16 protein-coding genes and 1 pseudogene are annotated in these 22,773 nt (G+C 59.0%); 5 read left to right on the top strand and 12 right to left on the bottom strand.

The window, feature by feature from the left end; translation table 11 throughout:
* Positions 1-19: 19 nt before the first annotated feature.
* The gene (gene wecB, locus C5O79_RS11250) at positions 20-1,237 is read right to left on the bottom strand and encodes a UDP-N-acetylglucosamine 2-epimerase (non-hydrolyzing) (protein ID WP_122473779.1); all 1,218 of its coding nucleotides are present in this window, start codon (positions 1,235-1,237) and stop codon (positions 20-22) included.
* A 699-nt stretch (positions 1,238-1,936) separates the two neighbouring features.
* Here wecB and C5O79_RS11245 point away from each other — a divergent pair.
* The 4 genes and pseudogenes from C5O79_RS11245 (at position 1,937) to C5O79_RS11230 (ending at position 6,791) form a co-directional block, all read left to right on the top strand.
* Positions 1,937-2,122: a hypothetical protein gene (locus C5O79_RS11245; RefSeq protein ID WP_047850420.1), complete on the top strand. Its 186-nt coding sequence runs from the start codon at positions 1,937-1,939 to the stop codon at positions 2,120-2,122.
* Positions 2,123-2,564: 442 nt separating this feature from the next.
* Entirely contained in the window at positions 2,565-3,653 is a 1,089-nt protein-coding gene (locus C5O79_RS11240; RefSeq protein ID WP_047850421.1) for a hypothetical protein, read from the top strand.
* A gap of 48 nt (positions 3,654-3,701) precedes the next feature.
* The gene (gene glmS, locus C5O79_RS11235; RefSeq protein ID WP_046545380.1) at positions 3,702-5,519 is read left to right on the top strand and encodes a glutamine--fructose-6-phosphate transaminase (isomerizing); all 1,818 of its coding nucleotides are present in this window, start codon (positions 3,702-3,704) and stop codon (positions 5,517-5,519) included.
* A gap of 145 nt (positions 5,520-5,664) precedes the next feature.
* Positions 5,665-6,791: pseudogene (locus tag C5O79_RS11230) on the top strand (IS3 family transposase).
* On the opposite strand, the gene C5O79_RS11225 reads toward C5O79_RS11230, so the two are convergent.
* The 8 genes from C5O79_RS11225 to tssI all read right to left on the bottom strand — a co-directional run bounded on the left by C5O79_RS11225 (position 6,788) and on the right by tssI (position 15,462).
* Positions 6,788-7,267 carry a hypothetical protein gene (locus C5O79_RS11225; protein WP_131931373.1) on the bottom strand — a complete coding sequence of 160 codons (480 nt, stop codon included), beginning with the start codon at positions 7,265-7,267 and terminating at the stop codon, positions 6,788-6,790. The pseudogene C5O79_RS11230 and the gene C5O79_RS11225 sit on opposite strands and share 4 nt — an antisense overlap.
* Positions 7,268-7,349: 82 nt before the next feature.
* The gene (locus C5O79_RS11220; RefSeq protein WP_131931371.1) at positions 7,350-8,300 is read right to left on the bottom strand and encodes a hypothetical protein; all 951 of its coding nucleotides are present in this window, start codon (positions 8,298-8,300) and stop codon (positions 7,350-7,352) included.
* A 126-nt stretch (positions 8,301-8,426) separates the two neighbouring features.
* Positions 8,427-8,828 carry an immunity protein YezG family protein gene (locus C5O79_RS11215; RefSeq protein ID WP_163008966.1) on the bottom strand — a complete coding sequence of 134 codons (402 nt, stop codon included), beginning with the start codon at positions 8,826-8,828 and terminating at the stop codon, positions 8,427-8,429.
* A 13-nt stretch (positions 8,829-8,841) separates the two neighbouring features.
* On the bottom strand, positions 8,842-9,948 hold the full coding sequence (locus C5O79_RS38375; protein ID WP_205746228.1) for a DNA/RNA non-specific endonuclease: 1,107 nt from the start codon (positions 9,946-9,948) through the stop codon (positions 8,842-8,844).
* Positions 9,949-9,963: 15 nt separating this feature from the next.
* Positions 9,964-10,761, bottom strand: a complete 798-nt coding sequence (locus tag C5O79_RS11205) for an ankyrin repeat domain-containing protein (RefSeq protein WP_122473775.1) — start codon at positions 10,759-10,761, stop codon at positions 9,964-9,966.
* A gap of 110 nt (positions 10,762-10,871) precedes the next feature.
* A complete protein-coding gene (locus C5O79_RS11200) occupies positions 10,872-12,062 on the bottom strand; it encodes a PAAR-like domain-containing protein (RefSeq protein ID WP_085509601.1) in 1,191 nt (396 codons plus the stop codon).
* Positions 12,047-13,339 (bottom strand): DUF2169 domain-containing protein, encoded by a 1,293-nt coding sequence (locus C5O79_RS11195; RefSeq protein WP_122473774.1) that lies wholly within the window; start codon positions 13,337-13,339, stop codon positions 12,047-12,049. Before C5O79_RS11195 ends, C5O79_RS11200 begins: the two co-directional genes overlap by 16 nt.
* Before the next feature lie 11 nt (positions 13,340-13,350).
* On the bottom strand, positions 13,351-15,462 hold the full coding sequence (gene tssI / locus C5O79_RS11190; protein WP_122473773.1) for a type VI secretion system tip protein VgrG: 2,112 nt from the start codon (positions 15,460-15,462) through the stop codon (positions 13,351-13,353).
* Between the two features lie 140 nt (positions 15,463-15,602).
* On the opposite strand from tssI, the gene tssF reads away from it, so the two are divergent.
* Complete coding sequence (gene tssF, locus C5O79_RS11185; RefSeq protein ID WP_122473772.1) at positions 15,603-17,480, top strand: type VI secretion system baseplate subunit TssF; 1,878 nt, start codon at positions 15,603-15,605, stop codon at positions 17,478-17,480.
* A 1-nt stretch (position 17,481) separates the two neighbouring features.
* Here the strand turns inward: tssF and C5O79_RS11180 are convergent, their stop codons facing one another.
* The 3 genes from C5O79_RS11180 to C5O79_RS11165 form a co-directional block, all read right to left on the bottom strand.
* A complete protein-coding gene (locus C5O79_RS11180) occupies positions 17,482-18,054 on the bottom strand; it encodes a hypothetical protein (RefSeq protein ID WP_085539531.1) in 573 nt (190 codons plus the stop codon).
* Positions 18,055-18,075: 21 nt separating this feature from the next.
* Positions 18,076-19,494, bottom strand: a complete 1,419-nt coding sequence (locus tag C5O79_RS38535) for a DUF3592 domain-containing protein (protein ID WP_226237876.1) — start codon at positions 19,492-19,494, stop codon at positions 18,076-18,078.
* A gap of 265 nt (positions 19,495-19,759) precedes the next feature.
* Positions 19,760-22,687: a UvrD-helicase domain-containing protein gene (locus C5O79_RS11165; RefSeq protein ID WP_240687907.1), complete on the bottom strand. Its 2,928-nt coding sequence runs from the start codon at positions 22,685-22,687 to the stop codon at positions 19,760-19,762.
* Positions 22,688-22,773: the final 86 nt, after the last annotated feature.

The raw sequence follows: 22,773 nt of genomic DNA, 5'->3' as shown, positions 1-22,773 counted from the left end.
ATGCGGGCACCCACCACGCTCACGGCGATCGCAACGCCTGCAAGCCCAGCGTGAGCGCGTTGAACGGCATCTCCGACGTGCCCATCGAAAAGCTCGTCGCCTTCGTGGATGCCCCCGGATTGCGCATCAGCGCGTGAACGATCCGCTCGCTCGCATGACCGTCGCCGTACGGATTGCTCGCATGCGCCATTTCCCCGTACGCGCTGTCGCTGTCGAACAGACGAGACGCCTCCCACACGATCCGCTCCTGATCGGTGCCGACGAGCCGCGCGGTGCCGGCCTGGATGGCCTCGGGCCGCTCCGTCGTCTCGCGCGTGACCAGCACCGGCTTGCCCAGCGCGGGCCCTTCTTCCTGAATACCGCCCGAATCGGTGATGATGAAATGCGCGCGCGACATCAGAAATACGAACGACAGATACTCCTGCGGTTCGATCAGGTAGATGTTCGGCAGGTGGCCGAGCCGTGCGCGCGCCGGCTCCCGCACGTTCGGATTCATGTGCAGCGGATAGACGAACTGCGCGTCGGGATAGCGGTTCGCGAGCGTGCACAGCGCGTCGCAGAAATTCTGGAACGGCTCGCCGAAACTTTCGCGACGATGCCCGGTGATCAACACGACGCGCCGCGACGGTTCGAGAAACGGAAACTGTCCCGCGACCTTCTCCGACAACGCCGTGGAGTGATCGAGCATGCGCTTGACCTCGTGCAGCGCATCGATCACGGTATTGCCGGTCAGCACGACCGCCCCGCCCGGTATGCCCTCGCTGAGCAGGTTGTCGCGTGCTTGCCCGGTCGGTGCGAAATGCCACGACGACACTGCGTCGGTCACGCGGCGGTTCAGCTCCTCCGGCCAAGGCGACCAGATGTCACCACTACGCAAGCCGGCCTCCACGTGCCCGACCGGCAAATAGCGGTAGAACGCCGCGAGACTGACCGCCAGCGTGGTCGTCGTATCGCCGTGTACCAGCACGACGTCCGGACGCAATTCGTCGAAGACGATGCCGATTGCCTGCAGAATCCCGGTCGTGACGTCGGTCAGCGTCTGACTTTGCCGCATCACGTTGAGATCGTAGTCGGGCTTGATGTCGAACAGCGTCAGCACCTGATCGAGCATTTCTCGGTGCTGCGCGGTCACGCATACCCTGGCGTCGACACCGGCTTGTGCCTTCAATGCACGCACCAGCGGTGCCATCTTGATGGCCTCCGGCCGAGTCCCGAACACAAGCAAAATCTTTTTCATCGTTATCCTCGTTGAGCCGTTTCGCGCTGATTGACCCTGCTCGTGGCGCGAAGCATGTATTCAGGCGGCGCCTCCCGTACTCGCACGCGGTCGACACGCTGCGGTGTCGCGGAGCGAGCGCGCCGCCCAGTTCGCGCGGTCTACGCCATGCGAATCGTCGTACTACCAGCGTCCCGTTGCGCTTGATCAGTCACGTCATGAGTCGTTCCTCGCTTGGCCAGGCGTCACGTCTGATCGTCACGTCCTTTCCTCTACAGCAATATTCAAACCAGCCGCCCTGCGGCCGTATCCGGTTCACACTGCATGCACCGCGCACATGCGGTGCGCGACGGAATGTTTCATAACTGCTACGCATATCGCAGCGCCAATCAAGCGCGATACGGGCAAACATCGAGGCAATCGCACGAGCCCTTCGACGGCGTCGCCCGACGAATCCCGAACGCATGTCGAGCGTCCGTTGCGCATCGAATCGCTCGCATCCGTCGAAGCGCGTTGCGCCTCCTTGATCCGCCACTTTTGTCTGTGCAGCCGGCAGCGCGATCGATCGTCTGGCCGTGGTCATGCTCGATGGATCAACCCGACACGCAACGTCATGCACGTCGCACGAATCGACGGGGTGTGAAATGTTGCGAATGTGTAACGCTGGTCCGGAACGGGGTTGATGCATCGAAGTCCGGCCCATGCAACGCACGCGCCCTCATGAAGCGCACGGGCATTCCAGCCTACGCACACTCAACGAACGACGCGATGCCCATCACCGCGCGGCATCGCACTGCCGAGGCGGTTCAGGTTCCGCAGACGATCCGCTCGACGCACGACACGCACATGCGGCGACGCCAATCACGTGCAGGCATTCGGCCGGTGCGCACGCTGATTCTTCGTTGAATCAAAAATCACCGCCATCGTTCGCGCCAAGCGCCCACCCGCCACCCCCGCCCCTTGCCGTGCGTGGCATCGCGGCCGATGGCTCACGCCTTGCTTAATGACAGACGGGTGTGCCCCGAAACACTCGTCCGGCAGCGGACGAACGGAGGCGCCCCGGCAACGAGACAGGCAGGAAACGCAACGGGTCCGCGTGGAGCGAACGACGAGCGCTCCAGCGCGCCGAACGTGCCGACGCGCCCTGTTGAAGTACGTGCGATCTACGAGCAAGGTTCCCGCTCCGAAGTAAGGAACCGGCCCGTGAACGCAAGCATCGGTACCAGCCTCGGGTTCACCCGCATAACGGAGACCCGAGCCACAACGTCGACCCGCCCGCCAGGCGCGACGCGGCCAACGCCGCGCCCGGCGACGATTGCACAGGACTGCCGCGCAGGAGCCCACGACCATGAACCGGCCCGCGCTTTGCCCGACCGTACGCTCGCGCGTAGCGGCCACCGTCGCGCTGTATCGCCTGTGGCACGTCGCCTGCTGGATCGCTGCGTGCGGTTTCGCGCTGCACGCGAGCGCCGCCGAACTCCGCCTCAACGGGCTGTACCAACGCGCCGACGGTGCGATCACCGTGCGCCTGAACGGCGTCGGCATCGACCCGTATTTCGCGGCGAAGGCGCTGCTCGCCGCGTCGGACGCGCAACTCGATGCCCGTCAGGCTGCAGTCGCGTGGATCGCATGGCTGCTGCCTCGCCAGCGCCCGGACGGCAGCTTCGATCGCTACTGCGTGAAGAATGGCCGCTACCGCGCATGCGCCGACGCGGAAACCGACGACGCGATGACGGCAACCTGGATCGAACTGCTCGCGCGCTTCGCGCCGCCCGACGGCTTGCCCGCGGCCTGGGAGCTCAGCCTGAACCGCGCCGGCGTGCATCTGGACACGCTGCTCGACAAGCCCTCCGGCGTCTATCAGATCTCGTCGTCGCTGCATGTCGCATTGCTGATGGACAACGTCGAAGTACACAGCGCGTTCCAGGCCCTCGCGGCGTACTACGTCCGACGCGCCGACTACACGCATGCTGGACCGTGGAGCCAGCGCGCCGACCAGTTGGCATCCGCGATCCTGAAGGTCTTCTGGCGCGGCGCCGGATCCGGCTTTCGTGCGAGCACGCAGCAGGTCAGCGATACGAGTTTTTATCCGGCGAAGATCGCGCAGATTCTCCCGCTCCTTTCCGGTATTCAGGTTCCCGAACAATCTGGCGAGACGGTCTACGCGCAATGGATGAAGAAGTACGGCAGGAGCTGGCCGCAACTCGCCAACACCGATTATCCGTGGAGCTTGATCGCGCTGGTTGCGCTCAAGATGGGCGATTGGGGCAACGTCGCCTGCTGGCAAGCGCGATCGGGCCCGTACCGGCACGGCGCGCACTGGAACGTACTGGAGGAGTCGCTTTATCTGGCATTCGAAAGCCGGATGGCCGCGCCCGTCATCCCCGCTCGATGCGGACTCACGACGGCAGCGGCAACGGCAACCGCATCGCGCTGACGCACCGGCGTGCGCGGTCCATGATGACTAACAGGGAGGAGACGTGTCATGTGTGGCATCGTCGGCGCGGTCGCGCAACGGGACATCGTCCCGATTCTGATTGAAGGGTTGCGTCGCCTCGAGTATCGCGGCTACGATTCATGCGGCGTGGCGACGGTCGTGAACGGCCAGGCGCGTCGCGAACGCAGTGTGTCGCGCGTCGCCGATCTCGACGCGCACGTGCGCACCACCGGCCTGACCGGCAGCACCGGCATCGCGCACACGCGCTGGGCAACGCACGGCGCACCGGCAACCTGCAACGCGCATCCGATCTTCTCGCGCGACGAAATCGCGCTCGTGCATAACGGCATCATCGAAAACCACGAAACGTTGCGCAAGCAACTTTCCGATGCGCATTACGAATTCGATGGCCAGACCGACACCGAGGTCGTCGCGCACCTGATCCACAGCCAGTATCGCGGCGACCTGCTCGCCGCCGTGCGTGCAGCGACTTCCCAGCTTCACGGCGCGTACGCGATCGCCGTGTTCAGCAAGCACGAGCCACAACGGCTGATCGGTGCGAAGGTCGGCTCACCGCTCGTCGTCGGCTTGAAAGACGGCGAATGCTTTCTCGCCTCCGACGCGCTCGCGCTCGCCGGCATCACCGACCGCTTCATCTTTCTGGAGGAAGGCGACATCGTCGAGTTGACGCCGGGCGGCGTGCGCGTACTCGATCGTGGCGGCGCACCGGTCGAACGCGCGGTACAAACCATTTCCTCCGCGCAGGCCGCGGTCGAACTCGGGCCGTACCGGCATTTCATGCAGAAGGAGATTTTCGAGCAACCGGAGGCCGTGGCCGCGACCATCCCGGATGCGGGGCTGTTCGATCCGGCCGTATTCGGCCCCGACGCCGCGCGGGCATTCGAGCAGATCGACAACGTGCTGATTCTCGCGTGCGGCACGAGTCACTATTCCGGCCTGACCGCGCGCCGCTGGCTCGAAACGATCGCGCGCGTGCCCGCGCAGGTCGAGATCGCGAGCGAATACCGTTACAGCGACGCACTCGCGATGCCGAACACGCTGGTGGTGAGCGTGTCGCAATCCGGCGAGACCGCCGACACGCTCGCCGCGCTCAAGTACGCGCAGGCGCTCGGCCATATCGACACGCTGGCGATCTGCAACGTGCCAACCAGCGCGATGATGCGGCAGACCGGCCTGCGCTTCCTGACGCGGGCCGGCCCGGAAATCGGCGTCGCGTCGACCAAGGCGTTCACGACGCAGCTCGTCGCGCTGTTCATTCTCGCCGTCACGCTCGGCCGGCTGCGCGGCTACGTCGACGATGCGCAGCTCGCGCGCTACACGATGCAATTGCGGCGGCTGCCCGGTGCGCTCGAGGATGTGCTCGGGCTCGAACCGCAGATCGAGCGCTGGGCAGAGGAATTCTCGCAACACGAGAATGCGCTGTTTCTCGGGCGCGGGCTGCACTACCCGATCGCACTCGAAGGTGCGCTGAAGCTGAAGGAGATTTCGTATATCCACGCGGAGGCGTATCCCGCGGGTGAGTTGAAGCATGGGCCGCTCGCGCTCGTGACGCACACGATGCCCGTCGCGACGATCGCACCGAACGACGCGTTGCTCGAGAAGCTGAAGTCGAACATGCAGGAAGTGCGCGCGCGCGGCGGCCAGCTTTATGTGTTCGCCGATGCCGATACGCGGATCGACAACAGCGAAGGCGTGTCGGTGCTGCGGATGCCGGATTACTACGGATTGTTGTCGCCGATCCTGCATGTGGTGCCGTTGCAGCTGCTCGCGTATCACGCAGCGTGTTTGCGTGGCGCGGATATCGACAAGCCAAGGAATCTGGCGAAATCGGTGACGGTTGAGTGAGGGGGGGGGTGTAATCCGGGGCGGACTGGTGAAGGTCTTCGAGGGATCAAGCTGGCCCGCCCTACACGATTCGAACGTGTGACCTGACCTGCCCCCCGCGTTTAGTACGGTGACGGTGTAGAGTCCGTTCCAGAGAGGAACGGCAATGAAAAAGCGATTCACCGAAGAGCAAATCATCGGCATCTTGAAGGAAGCCGAGGCTGGCCTGAAGCCGGCGGAGGAGTGCCGCAAGTACGGCATCTCGGAAGCGACCTACTAGAACTGGAAAGCGAAGTTCAGCGGGATGACGGTCTCCGAAGCGCAGCGTTTGAAGGAACTGGCGCAGGAGAACAACAAGCTCAAGCGCCTGTTGGCCGAATCAATGCTCGACAGCGCCGCGCTGAAGGACCTGTTGGCCCGAAAGTAGCAAGCCCGCAGGCCAAGCGCGAAGCGGTCCGAACCTTGATGACCGAACGCGCCATGGGTGTTACCCGGGCCTGCGGGCTGGTAGGGATTTCGCACTCGCTGTTCCGCTACAAATCACGTCGCCGGGTTGACGACGAAACGCTGACTGGCCGGATGATGGCCATCGCGGCGCAGAAGCGCCGATACGGCTATCGCCGGATTCACGTGCTGTTGCAGCGTGAGGGCTGCTTCGCCAACCACAAGCGAATCTGGCGCCTGTACAGTAAGGCGGGACTGAGCGTGCGCAGGCGGCGACGCAAGCGTATTGCAGCTGTCGAGCGCATGCCGCTGCCGTTACCAACAGGCCCGAATCAGAGTTGGTCGATGGACTTCGTTTCTGACGGGCTGGCCTATGGTCGGCGGTCTCGATGCCTGAACGTGGTCGACGACTACACGCGCGAGTGCCTGGCCATCGAGGTCGATACTTCATTGCCGGGCCTACGCGTGCAGCAAGTGCTCGAGCGGCTCAAGGAGATGCGAGGCTTACCCGCATCCATCACGGTCGACAATGGGCCGGAGTTCGCTGGTAAGGTGCTGGATGCATGGGCCTACGAAACCGGTGTCACGCTGTCGTTCATTGTGCCTGGCAAGCCGGTGGAGAATGCCTATATCGAGAGCTTCAACGGGCGATTCCGTGACGAATGTCTGAACGAGCACTGGTTCGTCTCAATGCGCCACGCCAAGCGGCTGATTGAGGAATGGCGTATCGAGTACAACACCGAGCGGCCTCATAGCTCACTCGGCTATCTGACGCCGGTGCAGTTCGCCTTGGCGCACGATGCAAAGCAGCAGTTTTTAACCTTGGACTCTAACTGCAGTCCGGACTAAAATCGGGGGCGGGTCAACGGCTCGTCTCCTACACGCGGTGGAACGCGCATAAACTCTAAAGGGGCCTGCAGCTTCCTGTCTCGGGCGATTTCGTGCTTCTCGACCGGTACGCGGATAGTACGAAGTTCATCATGCAACTCCGTGAAGTCCATGCTGGCCGGCGCTAGCTTGCGCTCGTCCAACAGCCTGACAATCTCGTACGCGGATCCGACCCAGAGCTCGGAAAGCATCACGATACGCGAGGTCGAACCCGCAGAAATATCTGCCCGCGCATCCCAATGTGGTGAAGCTCGTTCATCCTCTAACGCTCGAACGAGAACATCGAGTTCGCCACACCGTTGGACCGAGACAGTCAGCAGTGACGTGGGCAGTAGCCCGCCGATCACGGTCGAAACTTCGATCCACCGCGCGCGCACTTTCTGGAATCGTTGGTACGATAAAGCGAACGCATTGGCTAGCTGAAGTGTCACGTCCATCGAATCCTCCGGCCTCTGATACAACTTTAGCCTGCGACCGTCATCAGGTCGGGACGTTTAGGAAGGGAAACCTACCCAGACTTCAGGGACTATTGTGAGGATTTTCGAATACTTCCCACTGTGCCCCGTCGTATCGGGCGAGCCTTCGAGACGCTAACACCCATAAAACACTATCCTTCGCCTCCACGGTCGAAACACCGTCCAAGGAAAACTTGTCGCTAACCATCAACCTTTGTGGTCCATTTTCATCGAGCTCATAGATGCCGTCGCCGGCACCGATGAAGATCCGATCGTTAAACCACGCCAGCGAATAAAAGTCCGTACTGAGGCTCTTCCGGGCCACCGCACTAAAGCCGGTCTGAAAGTTGCCTTTTAGCAAAGTCCCTTTGCTTCCGGCGACCCAAACGCTATCGGCCGAGACTGGCATGACACAATTGAGATGAGCTGCTGTTGCTTTTGGCAATTTTGTCCAGCTCGTGCCGTCAAAAAATGCCATGTATCCATCATTACCGACGACATAGATAGATTTCTCATCGAGACCGTTGATGTCGATAAGACCGATCGCTTCGTCGGTGGATTTCGTCAATGCCGCAAGTAACTCGCTCGGATCTTCAATGCTACCAATGTCAACTTTCTTCTGGAGAAGCTGGCCATCAACATGTGCCCAGCCCGCTGAGTCGTGCTTATAGACTTGGCCACCATATCCACAAACATAAAGGTGACCATCAATTTCTCGAATACGCGTAACGTATCCATAGTTGGGTGACGCCGGCTCTAGGCCAGCATCCGCGATTTTCTCGATTACCGAACCATCCAGACTGTAACTTTCGACGTCCCCCTGCTCACTCAGTGCATAGATCTTGCGGACACTATTGGGAGCGGGATTTGGGTAGCAGGTTGACACAACACGCCACGCAGGAAGGTCGTGGTAGAACCATTTGTCGGCCGTTTGATGTTGACAAAACACCATCCGCGAAACAGGAGTGTCTTCTGTAGCCACCAACTCGTCCAAAGTACTGGACAGATAGAACATGTCTCGATTAATCGCGCACCCGGTAAGGAATTTCAATCTCGCACACTCCACCCTGCGAATGAACTTCCAATAATCAACGACCGACTCGACGCCTCATTTCCCGTCCCATCGATTTTTCCCTCCCCGTTATCGCCAGTCGATTGCTGGATTTTCGCCGAGATATTTTGCGATCCAGACTTCACGGCGCTCCGACGCACGCCCGAAATCCGAAATATCATCATAAGTCAAATCAACCGAAAATTCGCCATCCTCGGACAACCGGAACGTCGCCCCGGTCCAAGGTTCACGACCGGCTTTTTTAAATAATTCCCGAAGTTCCGCAAATTTTCCCTCAATATCATCCAACCCAACGTTCAGGTACTGAAAACGACCGCTCGATTTCTTATAAAACATCCCACAAGAAGATACGTCATCGATCATCTCAACGCGCACCCATGCAATACTAAATTCTTCCGGAATAGCGTCGAAAATCAGCTGTCCAAGTTGCGGGTAAATGTCATCTGCGCCAGGAATAATTTCTTGATTCATGTGTTCTCGACTCTCAATTAAGTTTCCCGCCAATGTTGTTCCCGAACTTGATAGGGTCCGACGGAATTCCATCTATCCACTGGCGAACGGTAATCGCACTCGGCCGCAAGGACTCACCAGCATACGTGGGCGTGATCTCCACTTCAACTGATTTTCCTTGCTCTATCGACCGTTGCCAAGAGTTTTCAAGGGATTTGTAAGCACCGTTGTTGAAGTTGCCATTTTGCGCAAAGTGATTGAAATCGTCCGTGGGCCCATCAAATCGGCGTCCGATGTAGTGGCCGCCTTGATCATCTGGTAGCCGGTCGACGCCGCCAGCTTCCCGTTGCGCCTTCACGTTACGCCCTTGGGTCTTATTGAGCTTGAGCTTCCCTCCTACCTTCGATACGCGCCCTTGTGCATCGAATTCGTACGAATAGCCGTTGCGCAGTATCTTAGCGCCGTCTCCGGTGGCTTTACCGGCACCTGCCCCCTCGGCCGCTTTTGTCGCCTTAGTAGCGTCCGCTGTTGCATCCGCAGCCTTGGTGCCCTCTGCGATAGTCCCTTCAGTCCGGAGCACTTTCCCGGTGGCTGCGGCAGTCTTACTGAGTTCAGCTCCTTCAGCAGCACCAACCTTACCCAGGGCCGCCATACCTCTGACTCCGCCCTTGGCCAGCCCGGCTCCTCCAGCAAGAAGTGACGCCGCCGTCGCAATCTTGTCGCCGCCGGCCTGGGCCGCATTGCTCATCTGGAACTTGGGTAGCTCGATAGAGCCAGCACTCGCCTTGACTTCCTGCGCCCCCTGCATCAGCGCCTCAGCAGACTGCGTTTGCCCAAACACACTTTGCATAGCCGCAGCCTGCTCCATTTGCCCTGCGGTTTGGAGCGTACTGCCTTTGATCAGCAACTCGCCAATATCGGACGGTATATTGGCAATCCCTTTGACAGCGCCTTTCGTCGCCTCCCATGGATGATCTGCGGCCTCGCTCAGCTCATGCTTCGTATTGCCCCACCATTTGGAGAACCAACCCTCCTCTTCTGGTGTTTCCGCTTTCACCGGCGGATTGGCTGAAGACGCAGGGGCGCTCGACATCGACGCCTGACCGTACAATCTGCCGACAGTATTGCCCTTGTCACCCACAGTACGCTCCCCGACTTATTTTTTGCTCATCTGTTCTCGAACCTTCGCCGGCGGGTCGGGCGGAAACTTCGCCCCCTTCGCAATCATCAGCGCGCGCAGACGCTCGAATTTTTCCAAGCGCTCCTTGCCCTGGGGCGACAACCCTGGTGCGGGAGGCGTCTGTGTCGTTCTGACCGGTTGCCCATCCTTATCCAACGAGATGTCGGTGACCGTGGCCTGCTTGGCCTCCGGTTGCAGTGCGTCGATGTCTTTCTGCACGGAGTAGGCCACGCTCACGCCGTTCGTCGTATGGGCGTTGACATCGGCACCATGCTCAACGAGAAAAATCGCAATGTCCGGCTTGGCGACGTCGAGCGCGGAATCCAGTGCGGTCCCGCCAATGCTGTCGCGATGATTGATGTTTGCGTGATGTTCGACGAGCAGCTTGACTCGCTCCATCGCGCCGTTGCCTTCCATCGCCCGCTGCAACAGACTCGTGCCATCGCTATCGACCGTATCCGGCGACAAGCCCCCATCGAGCATGGCCTTCAGGTAGCGAGTGTCTTCATTGGTGATCGCGAAGTACATCGCGCTGCCCAGCCCCCCCACAATTTGAGCGTCCGGCTTTGAGCCATGCGCGATCAGTTCGCTGATCGCGGGGAAATTCTTGGTCGAGATGGCAAACCAAAGCAACGTCATCTCTTGTCGCCCGGGCTTGTTCACGTCGATCCCGGACAACGCCGATTTCAGTTGAGCAACGTCGCCATCGCTGATCGCCTTGGCAGCAGACAGATAGCTGCCGTCAAAATACTTGCTGGGTGAGTTCGCGCTCATATTGCATCCACTTACGATGATTGTTAGTGCAGAGACAGCGGCTAGAGCCATCCACCGCCACCGCGCCGTGTACCTCACGCTTCGGGCCGGCGAAGTTGTCGTATTGGTCCTCAAGGACGAGTCTCCTGAACGATCGTCGCCTGATCGGCTGTTTTTTGTGCTTCGATGCCATCGATGACCTGGTTCATGCCATGGCGTGCGACCGCACCACCCGTTCCCGGAAGGATGTGCGGCGTGCCTACAGCTGTAGGCATCATGCCGTGACTGCCTTCCTGAACCTTCGTCAGGATCTCGCCTTCCACGCGGTACGCCTGAATATCGGATGCCACCGGCGTCCCGCCATAGCGCGCTACTGTCGCCGGATTGAGGCCAGCTGCGTTGAACGTGGTCGCAGCCAAGCCACTTGCGCGCGATGCGGCAGAACCCATGCCGCCACCGAGCGAATGCCCCACAATGTCCACATCGGTTCCACTCTTCTCAAGCGCTCGCCCGATCTTGACTGCACGATCGTAATAGGCCGAGTTCTTATTGGCTCCTTGAGCGATGTTATTGGCCCAGTCGGACCATTTGTACTTGTCTGTCCCCTGAAAAACCACCTGCGTCTTGAAATCGTTTCCGAAAACTGCAGGATCGGGCTCGTAGACCTGCGCGCGAAAATTTGTCCCCGGTATCGAAAAATCGTTGGGCTTCAACTTGAACTGAGCCAATTTCGCCGGGTCGCCGCTGACGTTCGTCCATCCCTCTGGCGCCGCCTGCCCCGGGTGGTAAACGTTCTCAGCCAAACGCGCCTTTTCGACGGCTGTATTGTTTTGCTCGAAGCGATTTGCCGCCGCTTCGAGTTTGCTCCGCTCCGGTCCCGGCGGCATCGAAGCAGCTTTCTCCCGTGCCTCGGCAATCTGGGCCTTCCGACCACGCCAACGGGCAGCCTTTGCTTCCTTCCCGACGTAATTGCCGTTCATCCAGAACTGATCGCTGTGACGCACGACCATCTTGCTCTCGACCCGGACGGTCTTGCTATGGTCGATAGGCCAGCACTTGGCGCCAACGGTTCCGCTTTCGACTCCATGTGCCACACCGGCCTGATCGCCGATCGTATCCGGCGCGAAACTCGAATCGAACCGCACGATCGGATTCCCGTTCGCAAAGACCGTCTTCGACGTCATCTGACTATCGCCAAGGCTCGCCGTGACAGGATAAGGTACGGGCGGCGTGCTACTCCCCATGGGGGTTTTGCATACGTCCGGCATCATCGACACGATGGTCCACTGCCCATCCTTGCGAGCCATTACGTTGTCTGCCACGCGTCCTCCGGTTCGCTGGTTGTTTTCGGGACAGCCATTCGCAGCAGAGGCGCATGCTGATCCAGTTCGAAACGCGCCTCGCACACGCGCACCGCCGGCTGCAACGGAAAAACCGCCCGCCATGTAGCCGATACGCGCATTTCTTCGGTATCGATCAAAAGTGTGTCGAGCTTCATCTCGAGTGGCACGATTTCCCCGCTCTTGAAGCGAAGCGCCACAAGGGCGCGATGCCCCGGAAGCCTCGCACGCAAAAAGCCTGCATGCGTATGCTCCGGCAGCGCGAGATTGGCAAGCTCGAAGGCGAGTCCCGGCGCAGGCCATTCGATCTGCTGATCTGCCGGCGCACCATTCCAATAGTGGAAGTCATGATCCACCGGATGGTACGGCCATCTTGTCTTATGCCAGGTCTCGTCGTAAGTCCCGGAAAACTGCAAACGGGGTGTCCACGCGCGACCGACAACACCCAATCCGACAGGCGTCGTCGCGTAGCGGGCTACGACCTCTTTCATCTGCTTGGCATCCAGCCCCGAAGCGGAGTGCTCGGCAACGTCGAGACTGGTTATCGGAACGTCCCATGCTTCGATCTGCGGCGCCGGAATTTCGGCAATCTTCGGCAATGGTCCTGGAATCGATGATGCCCACAACGAAGCGACGACCGCCTTATGGGTCGCCCGATCGAGGAAGCGCTTCTCGACCCAACCGCGGCCCAGCGGGTTGGTGAAGCAGACTTCGTTCAGCTCAAGATCCGCGTTCGCCCTCTTTGCGCTCTGCGCAAGGACGACGCGGCTCGTGCCGCCGTATGCCTGCTCCCAGCGCACCGGAACAGCTCGTGTCGGTTCAGGTTCACCGAGCTTCCACCCGCGCCAGCCCTTCGTAAATGAGCGCGGTCCCGTGACGCGCAGTCCTTTGTCGATGACCATCGTCCCGGCATCGAAGACCCGTACGCGAGCGGCCCACGAAGCCGCAGGCGTGCCATGCGGGGCGTGTGCTGTCGCTCGAACCAGGACATCACACTTCGGTTTGAACGGCGCGAGATCGCTTTCCCATTTCACGCTGCTCTTACCCGTTTCGCCTTCGTATTCGTCTGCCATCGCCAACGGGACGGCGTTGTCACCGCTCAGCAACACGCAACGATGTGTATCGCCATCGGGGTCAAACGATGGCGCCGGCTCAAGCCGATACGCCGCCTTGAGCGCCACCACGTGGATTTCGTTGCCCGGCACGTCGACGGCATTGAACGCCATCGCATGCAAGGGCGTGAGGTTACGGAACTCCATCGTCGTAGCACTTAGTTCAGATCGACGGTCTTGCCGTCGACCTTCACCGCGTCGGAACCGAGAATGTCGATGCTCGTCCCGCTAATCGTGATGTGTCCGCTGCTTTCGAGAACGATTGACGCTTTACCGGTTCGCAACTCAATACGATCGCCCGCAGTAACCGTATAGGTCTTGCCCACCATCGTGGTTTTCGACAGCCCCACTTCCTCGGCGCTGGCAAGCCCGGCCGCCGTGTTGATCGCGCCCGCTACCGTCACCGTATACGCGCCGCCAACGGTCAGGGCTTTCGCCAGCCCCACCGTCTCCGTCGACGTCAGTGCAATCAGGAGATTCTCCATCCCCTCGATCGTCTCGTTCCGGTTGCCGCCGACCGTCAGCGTCTCGTTGTTGCCAACGGTCTCGGTACGATCCACCCCAATGTGAATCGTCTCGTTGTTGTCGACGGTTTCCGTGCGATCGTGGCCGACGTGTACCGTCTCATCGTGATCGATGTTCTTCGTGCGATCGTTGCCAACCCAATGCGATTCATTGTGCTCGACCTCGATGCGCTGATCCTTCTCGGCGTGTAGCCAGACCTCTTCCCCGCCTTTCTTATCCTCGAAGCGAATCGCATTGGCCGTGTTGACGTTACCGGTCTTGGTCGAGCGCGTCAGAATCCCGCTCTGTGTCGCGTTGGCTGGCAACGCCCACGGTGGCATGTTCTGCGAGTTGTAAACGCGCGACGTCACGAGGGGACGGTCCGGATTTCCGTCCAGGAAGCTCACGACCACCTCATCCCCGATTCGCGGGATCTGAATCATCCCGAAACCGCTACCCGCCCACGGCTGGCTCACGCGCACCCAGCAGGAACTCCCTTGGTCGCGTTTGCCGAGACGATCCCAGTGGAACTGCACCTTCACCCGGCCGAGACTATCCGTATAAATCTCCTCGCCTTTCGGACCTACGACGATCGCCGTCTGCGGCCCGACGATCGTCGGACGCTCCCCTTCGAATGCCGGACGGTACGGAATTTTCTTGCGAATGCAGGTGAAGCTGCATGAATACGCCGAACTCCCCTCACCGGGCTCATAGTTGTTCGTGCCGGTGTGTGACACAGTCAGCAATAGGAATTGCCGGTCTTCCTGTTTGGTGCTGGCGTGATCGTAGTGGTCGTCTAGCTCGAAGTATCGGCACGGCATCATCCGCCGACCCGTCGTCACCCCGACGAACGTCTTGCTGTGTGCAGCCAGCGCTTCCGTCCGGAAGCGCGTGAGCTCTTCACCCCGATCGCTGTCAGCGAAGCCATGTTCGCCGAGGTAGTCGTAGATCTCGTAGGACGGTACATCGCCTTGATTGACCTCCGTTCCACCCGACACGAATCGCCGGGCATGAGGAATCTTGTAGTCGAAAGTTTTCAGTCCGACCGTGTCCGGTGCAAGCTGACGCTGTGCTTGAAATGACGTGATGACGGCAAGATCGTCCATCGCCTCGCCCTGGTTGTATTGCAGCGATGGACTGCGTCCGTCGATTGGCTTCGCGGTCACCGAGTTATCGGCGATGATCAGCTTGTGCCCATCCTTCGCATGCTCGAAGTAGTAGAACAGACCATCCTCTCGCATCAGCCGTTCGACAAAAGCGAGATCCGTTTCCCGGTACTGCGTGCAATAGCTGCGATTCTGCGTTCCCTTCGAGAGCCGGAACTCGAACGAAGCGAGCTTGCCGTACTCGCGAAACACGCGCGAGAGAATCGCCTCTGTGTTCTCTTCCTGAAAGATCCGAATGTCCTGCCGGCGCGAGAGCATCCAGAGCCACGGCAGGATCGTTGCGCTGTACATCGCAAAGCCGCCATCGGTATCGAGATGCGAAAACGCTGCGACGTATCCGTGGAAGTAACGCTCTTCGGAGCTGGCGAGCGCATCGGTCAACTGCAACGTGATTGTCACAGGTTGGCCGATCAGCTTCTTCAGCTCGATATTCTTGTCCTGCGACGCGAGCCGGACATGCATCTCGAAATTCTGAGATAACCCCTCGGTACAATGGAAATCGACGAGCACGAGATCCGATCGACCTTTCAATGGCGTTTCAATCGTAAACAGGCGATTGCTCTGGAGCTGGAAGAAGCTCGCAATTTCGGACATTTGCATATGTAGCCTCGGAATCTCTCAGCGGAGGGGCAGTTTTTTGTCGGCGCGGCCATTTTAATATGCTTGCGCGCCATTTGGACTAGATGTCGGCTCCGGAAAACGGGGACTGATTATCGTGGATTGTTGAATATTTGCAGCGAATGGACCACTTGCTGTCACATTACGAACGTGAAGTCGGACTGCTTGCACGCAGTCTGGCGGACTTTGCTCGACGCTTTCCGAAGATTGCAGCACGCCTCGGCATGTCTGGCGGCCACGTCGAAGATCCGCACGTCGACCGGATGGTACAGACGTTCGCGCTGCTAGCCGCTCGTGTCGATGCGAAGCTTGATGACGATTATCCGCAATTCACCGAGGCACTTCTCGAAATTGCCTATCCGCAGTATCTGCGCACGGTCCCGTCATGCGCGGTTGCCTCGTTCGACCCATCGGTTCTGTTCGGTCAGCTTACCGAACCGCTGACGATAGCGCGCGGCACGATGCTGGACGCCAATGCCGCACCGTGTCGCTTCCGTACCGTCTACGACGTCACGTTGTCGCCATTACGTATTCACTCGGCTCGCTATTCGCCAGCGACGCTTGCGCCAGCAGCGGCGCGCATCCCGGCAGAAGTGACGGGGATCATTTCAATTACCTTTACAAGCGAATCCGCGTCGCAAGCATTCGACGACGCCATTCCGTCCGCCCCAGTGCGGGTACACCTGTCCGGAGAGCGGCCGCTCGTCGCCGCGCTTTCCGATACGCTGTTGCTTCGTGCATCGGCCGCCTACGTGGAGGTGGACGAAAGCGGACGCTGGACCCGCTTGTCGAAAATCCCCATTGAGCCGGCCGGCTTTGCCGATGGCGAGCGATTGTTGCCGAACGAAGACGATACAAGCGCACAATCGTTCCGGCATCTGATCGAGTATTTTGCCTTCCCCGAGAAGTTTGACTTCGTCGACATCGACCTGGGTCGAATGCGTCGCGCCGCGCGCGCCGAAGCAGCTCGACGACTGACGCTTCACATCGCCGTGCAAGGCACCACCCATGATTCCGGCACCGCTCAGATCCTGGCAACGCTGAACATCAGCACGTTCCGATTGTTTTGCACGCCAGTCGTCAACCTGTTCGAACGGGCGGCAACGCCTATCCACCTAACCAGTCACGACGCCACCTATCCGATCACGCCGACCCCGTTGGCAACCGGCATTCCACTGAGCGTCTACTCGGTTGAAGCCGTGTATCTGGGCGAGCGTACGAAGTCGGGCGAAGACAAGGCCGCCATCGCTTCACACGCAGCACCGCGCACGCAGGTGTGGCCGTATCGTGCATTCAGTCACGCGCGGCCCATGGATTCGTCCGCCATCTATTGGCTAGCCTACCGAGATCCGGAAGCCATGCCGGACGGCGCGCTGGCGGAATCGCAACTGGCGTTGGTCGACTTAAAGGGTCAAACCGCTCATCCGCGACACCCTCAGGTCGATGTCGATGTCCTGGCAACCAACGGAGCAATGCCGTCCCGGTTGCCGATCGGTGCCCCGGATAGCGATCTTCTGTACGAGGGTTCGGCATTGGCGTGCCCGATCATGCTGCTCACCCGCCCCACCTTGCCGGCTGCCTTGCCGCGTGGCGGTGCACTTTGGCGCGTCCTGTCGGCACTGGCGCCGCATCCGCTCGATCTGACGCGGACCGGACTACCCGCGCTGAAGGAGTTTCTCCGTTTCCATGCTCCGCGTTCCAGCGTGGTTGCCCAACGTTGCATCGACGCGATCGTATCCCTCGACTACAAACCAGCGATCAGATGGATGTCTCTCGACAATCAGTTCCCGTCATTTGTTCGCGGTGTGGAAATCCTGCTTTCGTTCTCCGATGCTGCGACACGAGATGTCAGCCTGCATCGGTTCTCGGCTGTTATGGACCGGTTCTTCGGCCCGTACGCTCAGTCAAACAGCTATGTTCAACTCGTCGTGTTATCGGCCGAGAGCGGAAAGGAGCTTTTGCGGTGCGCACCACGCCCTGGGACGCAACCGCTGATATAGATCAGTGAACATATCCGGCAAGAATCCCGCCACTGCCCCCAGCCTGGAAACCCACCGTTTGCCCGCGCATGAACAATACAGCCGGCGCCTCGGAAATGGCTCGCGTGAGCAACCAACTGAAGGCGGGGTTTGCTAGCCCTGCTGCTAACAACGCCGGATTCATGCCGAGCAACATCGCGTCACCCGCCCAACCATAAAGCGCCGACAACGACCCATCGACATAAATCGTGCCGCCTTGAAAATCCGATCGCGACAGCTCAGTACCGCGAAACGCGCTCGTCATGTAGATGCTACCGTAACTCGGGAAGTCCAGCGTGGAGCCCGCCGCCCCGACGCTGCGGCCCCGGATCGGCGGCAACTTGATTTCCGGTATCGAGAACTTCGGCAATTTGATTTTCGGAATCTTCAGGCCCGCGCCGATCCCGATACCGACACCACCGTAGTAGAAGCTCTGGTCGTGCTTCTCGGGGTCAGTCAGCACGATCGTGCCGCCCGTTGCCATCACGATCTCAACGCTCAGGCCACCACCTGCCCCAGTGTGATACGTCCACTTGCTCAGTCTCAGAAATGACATATCTGCGCCCCAGTGATCTCGTTATTGTCGTGACGGAAGGTTGATCAACCCGCAAACGATGAAGCCCAATCCGAAGAGTGCGAAAAAGACCGCATTCCCCCAGATCGCATCAAATCGGTCGATTCTCGCAGTCGGAATCGGATTCTCGGCAAGATAACGCACCTGCGGACGATCACCGACAGCCATTTTTGACACAATCCCGCCTTGCGGATATGACACATGTTCGCCTGCCTTGGTCACGAACTCGATTTCAGGGTGATACCCGCCCGCGTTCAACCTAACCACTTCGCCCGGCACCATGATCGACGTCCGCATGAATTCGCGCGTCATCTGGACGTTTATCGCCGCTGCGATCAATAAGCCAATTCCGACCACGACAAAGGCTACGGCCTTGAACATAACTGTGCTCGCTCGTTTGTCAAATAGCAGTCGAGATGATACACAAGGCGAGTCTCGCACATGGACGGCCCGAGGGCATCCTTCCCACCCAGGGATTACAAACCAAGCTTGTCGGAGCGCACAATCGTCGGCCCAACAAAAATGACTTTGCGCAACGACGATTGCGGACCATGCGGCTGCATCTTGAAAATGCGGGCGACGCCAGTGCGGACTCTTTTCGTGATGCGGTATGCCAGTCTCCTTGCCTTCCGCTCCAATCAGCTTCCCATCCACGACCGCCGGTCCCACGATATGTCGATCGTACAAGTACTCGATCTCCGCGAGCCGTTCCCGGCGTTTCCGCTGCCCTAGTCCCTTGAACTCCCTCGGTGCCCGACTATAGGCAAGATCGGCCTCGACGTGTGCATCCGGAAGTTTCAGATATAACATCAGTTTTACGACGTAGTCGAAAACCTGATGCCAGTAGACAAGAGCCGTCTCGCGCCTCTCTGGAGCACATTGGTTGTTCAGATCTTCGAGTATCTGTTTGACCGTGCGATCGGGCTCATCCAGCGGATAGGAAACCAATTGCGTACGAAAGTCAACGCTGCTGAATTCCTGCCAAGTCACCATCGTCAATTGCTCAGTACTTGTCCTCTCTGATTCGAGCCTACGTCGGAACAGAGCAATCGCTCGGATACCGTCTTCTTTGTATCCTTGCCACGCAGAATTTGGAATGATGCAAAGCGCAGGTGCTGGAAACTCAACCAGACCTATCGGTATGTCGTCCGCGATGTAAGCGCTATCCAGCAATCGATGGAGCGCGGCTGTCGGTTCGTACATTGCGCCGTTGCTAGCATGGTAAATCTGCCAAGTCAAGCTGCGACGAGCGTTTTCCAGATCCTGTGGGTCCAGTCCGGCCACCAATGAACGAACACAGGTGGTCACGAATCTAGGAAATTCGTCGAAGAGCTGATCGATTGGGTAAGACGCCAGCCTCGATTGGAAATCGAACTGCCAAACCTTCTGCGCCTCCAGCCTGACGCGATCCCATGCATCCAAGGCTCCTGCGACACGATAACGAACCGCGGCGGCAACCGAGCATAGTTCACTTCGTCCGCCGCAGACGTATCCCTCAGCGCCGCCTGTACGGACATTGCAAGAAACGCTTCGGGATTGTGAAAGACAAATTGACGGCCTGGGTCCACTTGGGCGCCTCAATGCATGCGTATTCGGCTCGAAACGATGGGAACTAGGATAGCAAATCTCCGGCTGGACGCTTTTGTCACTGTATCGAGCACACCCCAGAAAATGGCTTGGCGGTAGATCACAGCGACCATGTCGTCCCGCATTCCCATCGATCAGTACAAGCGTAAAACCACTTTTTTTTCGCCGGGTTGTACTGCTTAAAACCCAACCCGTGGTCACACTGAGGGCACTGCGGCGGCATATCCTGCGTTCCATTGAACAACACCGTTCCGTCCCGATGCGCGTGCAAGAGCTCCAAAGCATACGGCGATGGAAACTGTTGCTGAGTCAACAACGCAACGCGATGTTTCGCACGAGTCAGCGCAACGTAGAAGAGGCGGCGTTCATCTGCGTCGGCTAGCGCCTCTTTCGGCGGTAGCACAAGTTGCAACAGCGGATCATCCTCACGCTCGCTCGGGAAACAAAAAAAGTCATGCTCGGCTCGATACATGCCGACAATCAGCACATAGTCAGCCTGCAACCCCTTTGACGTATGCATCGTCGTGTAAAGACTCGGCGGCTCGTTATCCTTTGTTTTAAGCAGTTCGATTCGATCAGCCCATTTCTCGTCCAGTTCCGCGAGTTGTTGCGCAGTCAATCCGCCGGCGTGGTACCTCCCATAACGGCCCAATATGAATACTGACGGCTTGCGGCCAGGCGGATGTTGGGAAACCCAGCTCGTCAATATCTCATTGATAAGGGCTTCGGGCTCTCGCTCGGTTTTGTACGTTCGCACGTCGATAACGGCCTCGCGGGTTCGATCGTATGCCTCAACAATCTTTGGCATCTGACTCGCGTTGCGCAACACAAACGTTCGGGCGACGTCGGCAATCCCTTGATTGCTTCGAAAAGTCTGCGTCAAGGCACATTGTTTGTCCGCCGCCGTGCGGCGATTGAACGTCGAGCCAAATTCGCGGAAAAAACGCAGATCGGACCCGGCGAATCGGTTGATGGCCTGCCAGTCATCCCCCACCGCAAAGAACAAACTGTCCTCGCGCGCATGTAGCATCTTGCGAATCATTTCACCACGCCCCGGCGCAGTATCCTGAAACTCGTCAGCCAGAATGAACCGATACGGCAAGAGATCCGGCTTGCCACGCAGATAGCCCAGGGCCCGACGGATCATCTCGTCGTAGTCGATGCACTTGTCCGCCTTGAGCAAGTCGTTCACCGCCACGGCGACGGGCCACGCCGCCTGCAAAAACAATCTCGCGCGAGCGGGTTCGCTTTGCTCGGCAAGTCGCTCAATCAACGTTTGCTGGTCCCAGCCGTTCTGACGAATTTGCGAGACCGCTCGCCCAACAAGATCAAAGTCCTCGAGTACACCGATGTCTTTGAGCTTCGCAAGTACCTCCTCTGAGGAACGAGGACGCAACACGATTCCCGCTGCCTTCAACCGCACCTGAAGCTTGTCAAAAAGCGTTCCATCCGTGAACTCAGCACTCGTTGTCCAGAAATGACGAACGTCGAGTCCACTCAATATCCGCTTCTTTCTATCCGCTTCCTCGGCGTATCCCTTTGGATTCTTGAAGAACTTCGGGGCCTCTCCGTTCTCATTGAGCGCGAAGTGCTCGTGAACAATCAGCGACACTCCGGCTGCATCCCGCACGCTATATGTGAAGTCAGGTGTCCATGTTGCTCCGGGACATAGTTTTTCTGCGCCTTCTGCATATGCGGCTTCGTATTCGAAATCAACCCCATTGAGGAACAGCCAGTTAGAAATGGCAACTTCCTCAAAGGACCTGACGGGTTTCGTACAGCCCATCGTGAGAATGCCGTCAGCGAATTCCTTGTTCCTGTAGCCGAGCTTGCGCTGACGCCACATACCGCGCAAGTATTCCACGTATTCGTCTTCCGAATGGAAACGTGCCTCGGGCGGTTTGGGGAAGCGCGCAACCGATTGCAGGAGCAACCAGTCTGCTGCGAATTTCGGCTCCTTCTTGCATCGCTCAACCGCTCTTTTTAGACGAACGGCGTTCTCGGCAGACTCAGAAACGCGTAGAGGGCGACCTTCGACTTGCTCGACAATCTTGCGACCGAGCGAGTGAAACGTGCGTGACTCAATCCTTACGCCACTATCGACCAACTCTCTGACCCGACTCTTGATCGCTGGATCGATCGGGCACGCATCCGCAATCATCGCGCGAAATCGCGCCGTGGTGCGCGCAGCAATTTCTGAGGCAGCCTTGCCGTTAAATGCCAGACACAGGATCTCCTCCGGCCGCACGATGCCCTTCACCAAGGCATAGGCAACCTTACCCACAACCGTGGATGTCTTGCCCGAGCCCGCAGCAGCAATGAGCAACGTATTTTCTTCGAACGTGATTGCCGCTCTCGCCTGTTCGTCCGTCAACGCCCGTTCTTCGCAATACGCGAAGAATCCGCGCCATCGCTCTAACTCGCGCTCCACGAATTCGTCGTTGCGTTGCCTCAGCAACCGATCGCCATCGTGGTTCAGCGCGCGCAAATACAGAATTGCCCGCTTTAATTCTTCGCTGATCGTGAATCGCTTTGCATGCGGGCTTCGACTACGTGCAAACGCACCATCCAACCTCTTCTTTTCAGCTGCGATTCGATCAAGGAGATTCGCTCGTTCGCGTGCCGTGAGATAGCGATCCGCCGACTGCTCCCGCACTACGTGCTTCCACAAAGGAACCAGCGTCTTCTCGTCTACTCCGAGATCGGCTTCCAACCGCTGCAATGCCACTGCCTTTGCGTGAGTAATTGCCGTAACAAATCGCTCAGCATCTTGATGCGACAGTCCTCGCAGCCGTCGAATCTCCATCCCCTCAATATGAAGAGACGACCAGATCCACCCTCGCTGAGCGCGTAATGACACGTCTAGTGGGGACGCCCAAACGTCATTCTCTGCACGCACACGCACAATGTCCGCGTCTATTTCTGCGCTCCACCGTGCCGTCCAACCGAGCCGGCACGCCCAGGCCCGAGGCGAAAACGATTCCTTAATGTTTCTCAGCATTTTCTTTTCCGGCGTGGCATAGACCATCACGTGCAGCCCGACTGAGTGACATGGAACAGGTTCATCGTCTTCCCGTAACCTTTCTTAAAAATCTGAAGATTAGCGGCACCCGT

Origin of the sequence: Burkholderia sp. SRS-25, from assembly GCF_004343765.1 — a bacterium.
Classification (GTDB): domain Bacteria; phylum Pseudomonadota; class Gammaproteobacteria; order Burkholderiales; family Burkholderiaceae; genus Burkholderia; species Burkholderia contaminans.
Note: the sequence above shows the minus strand (reverse complement) of the source record. Positions and strands in the feature narration are given on the sequence as shown.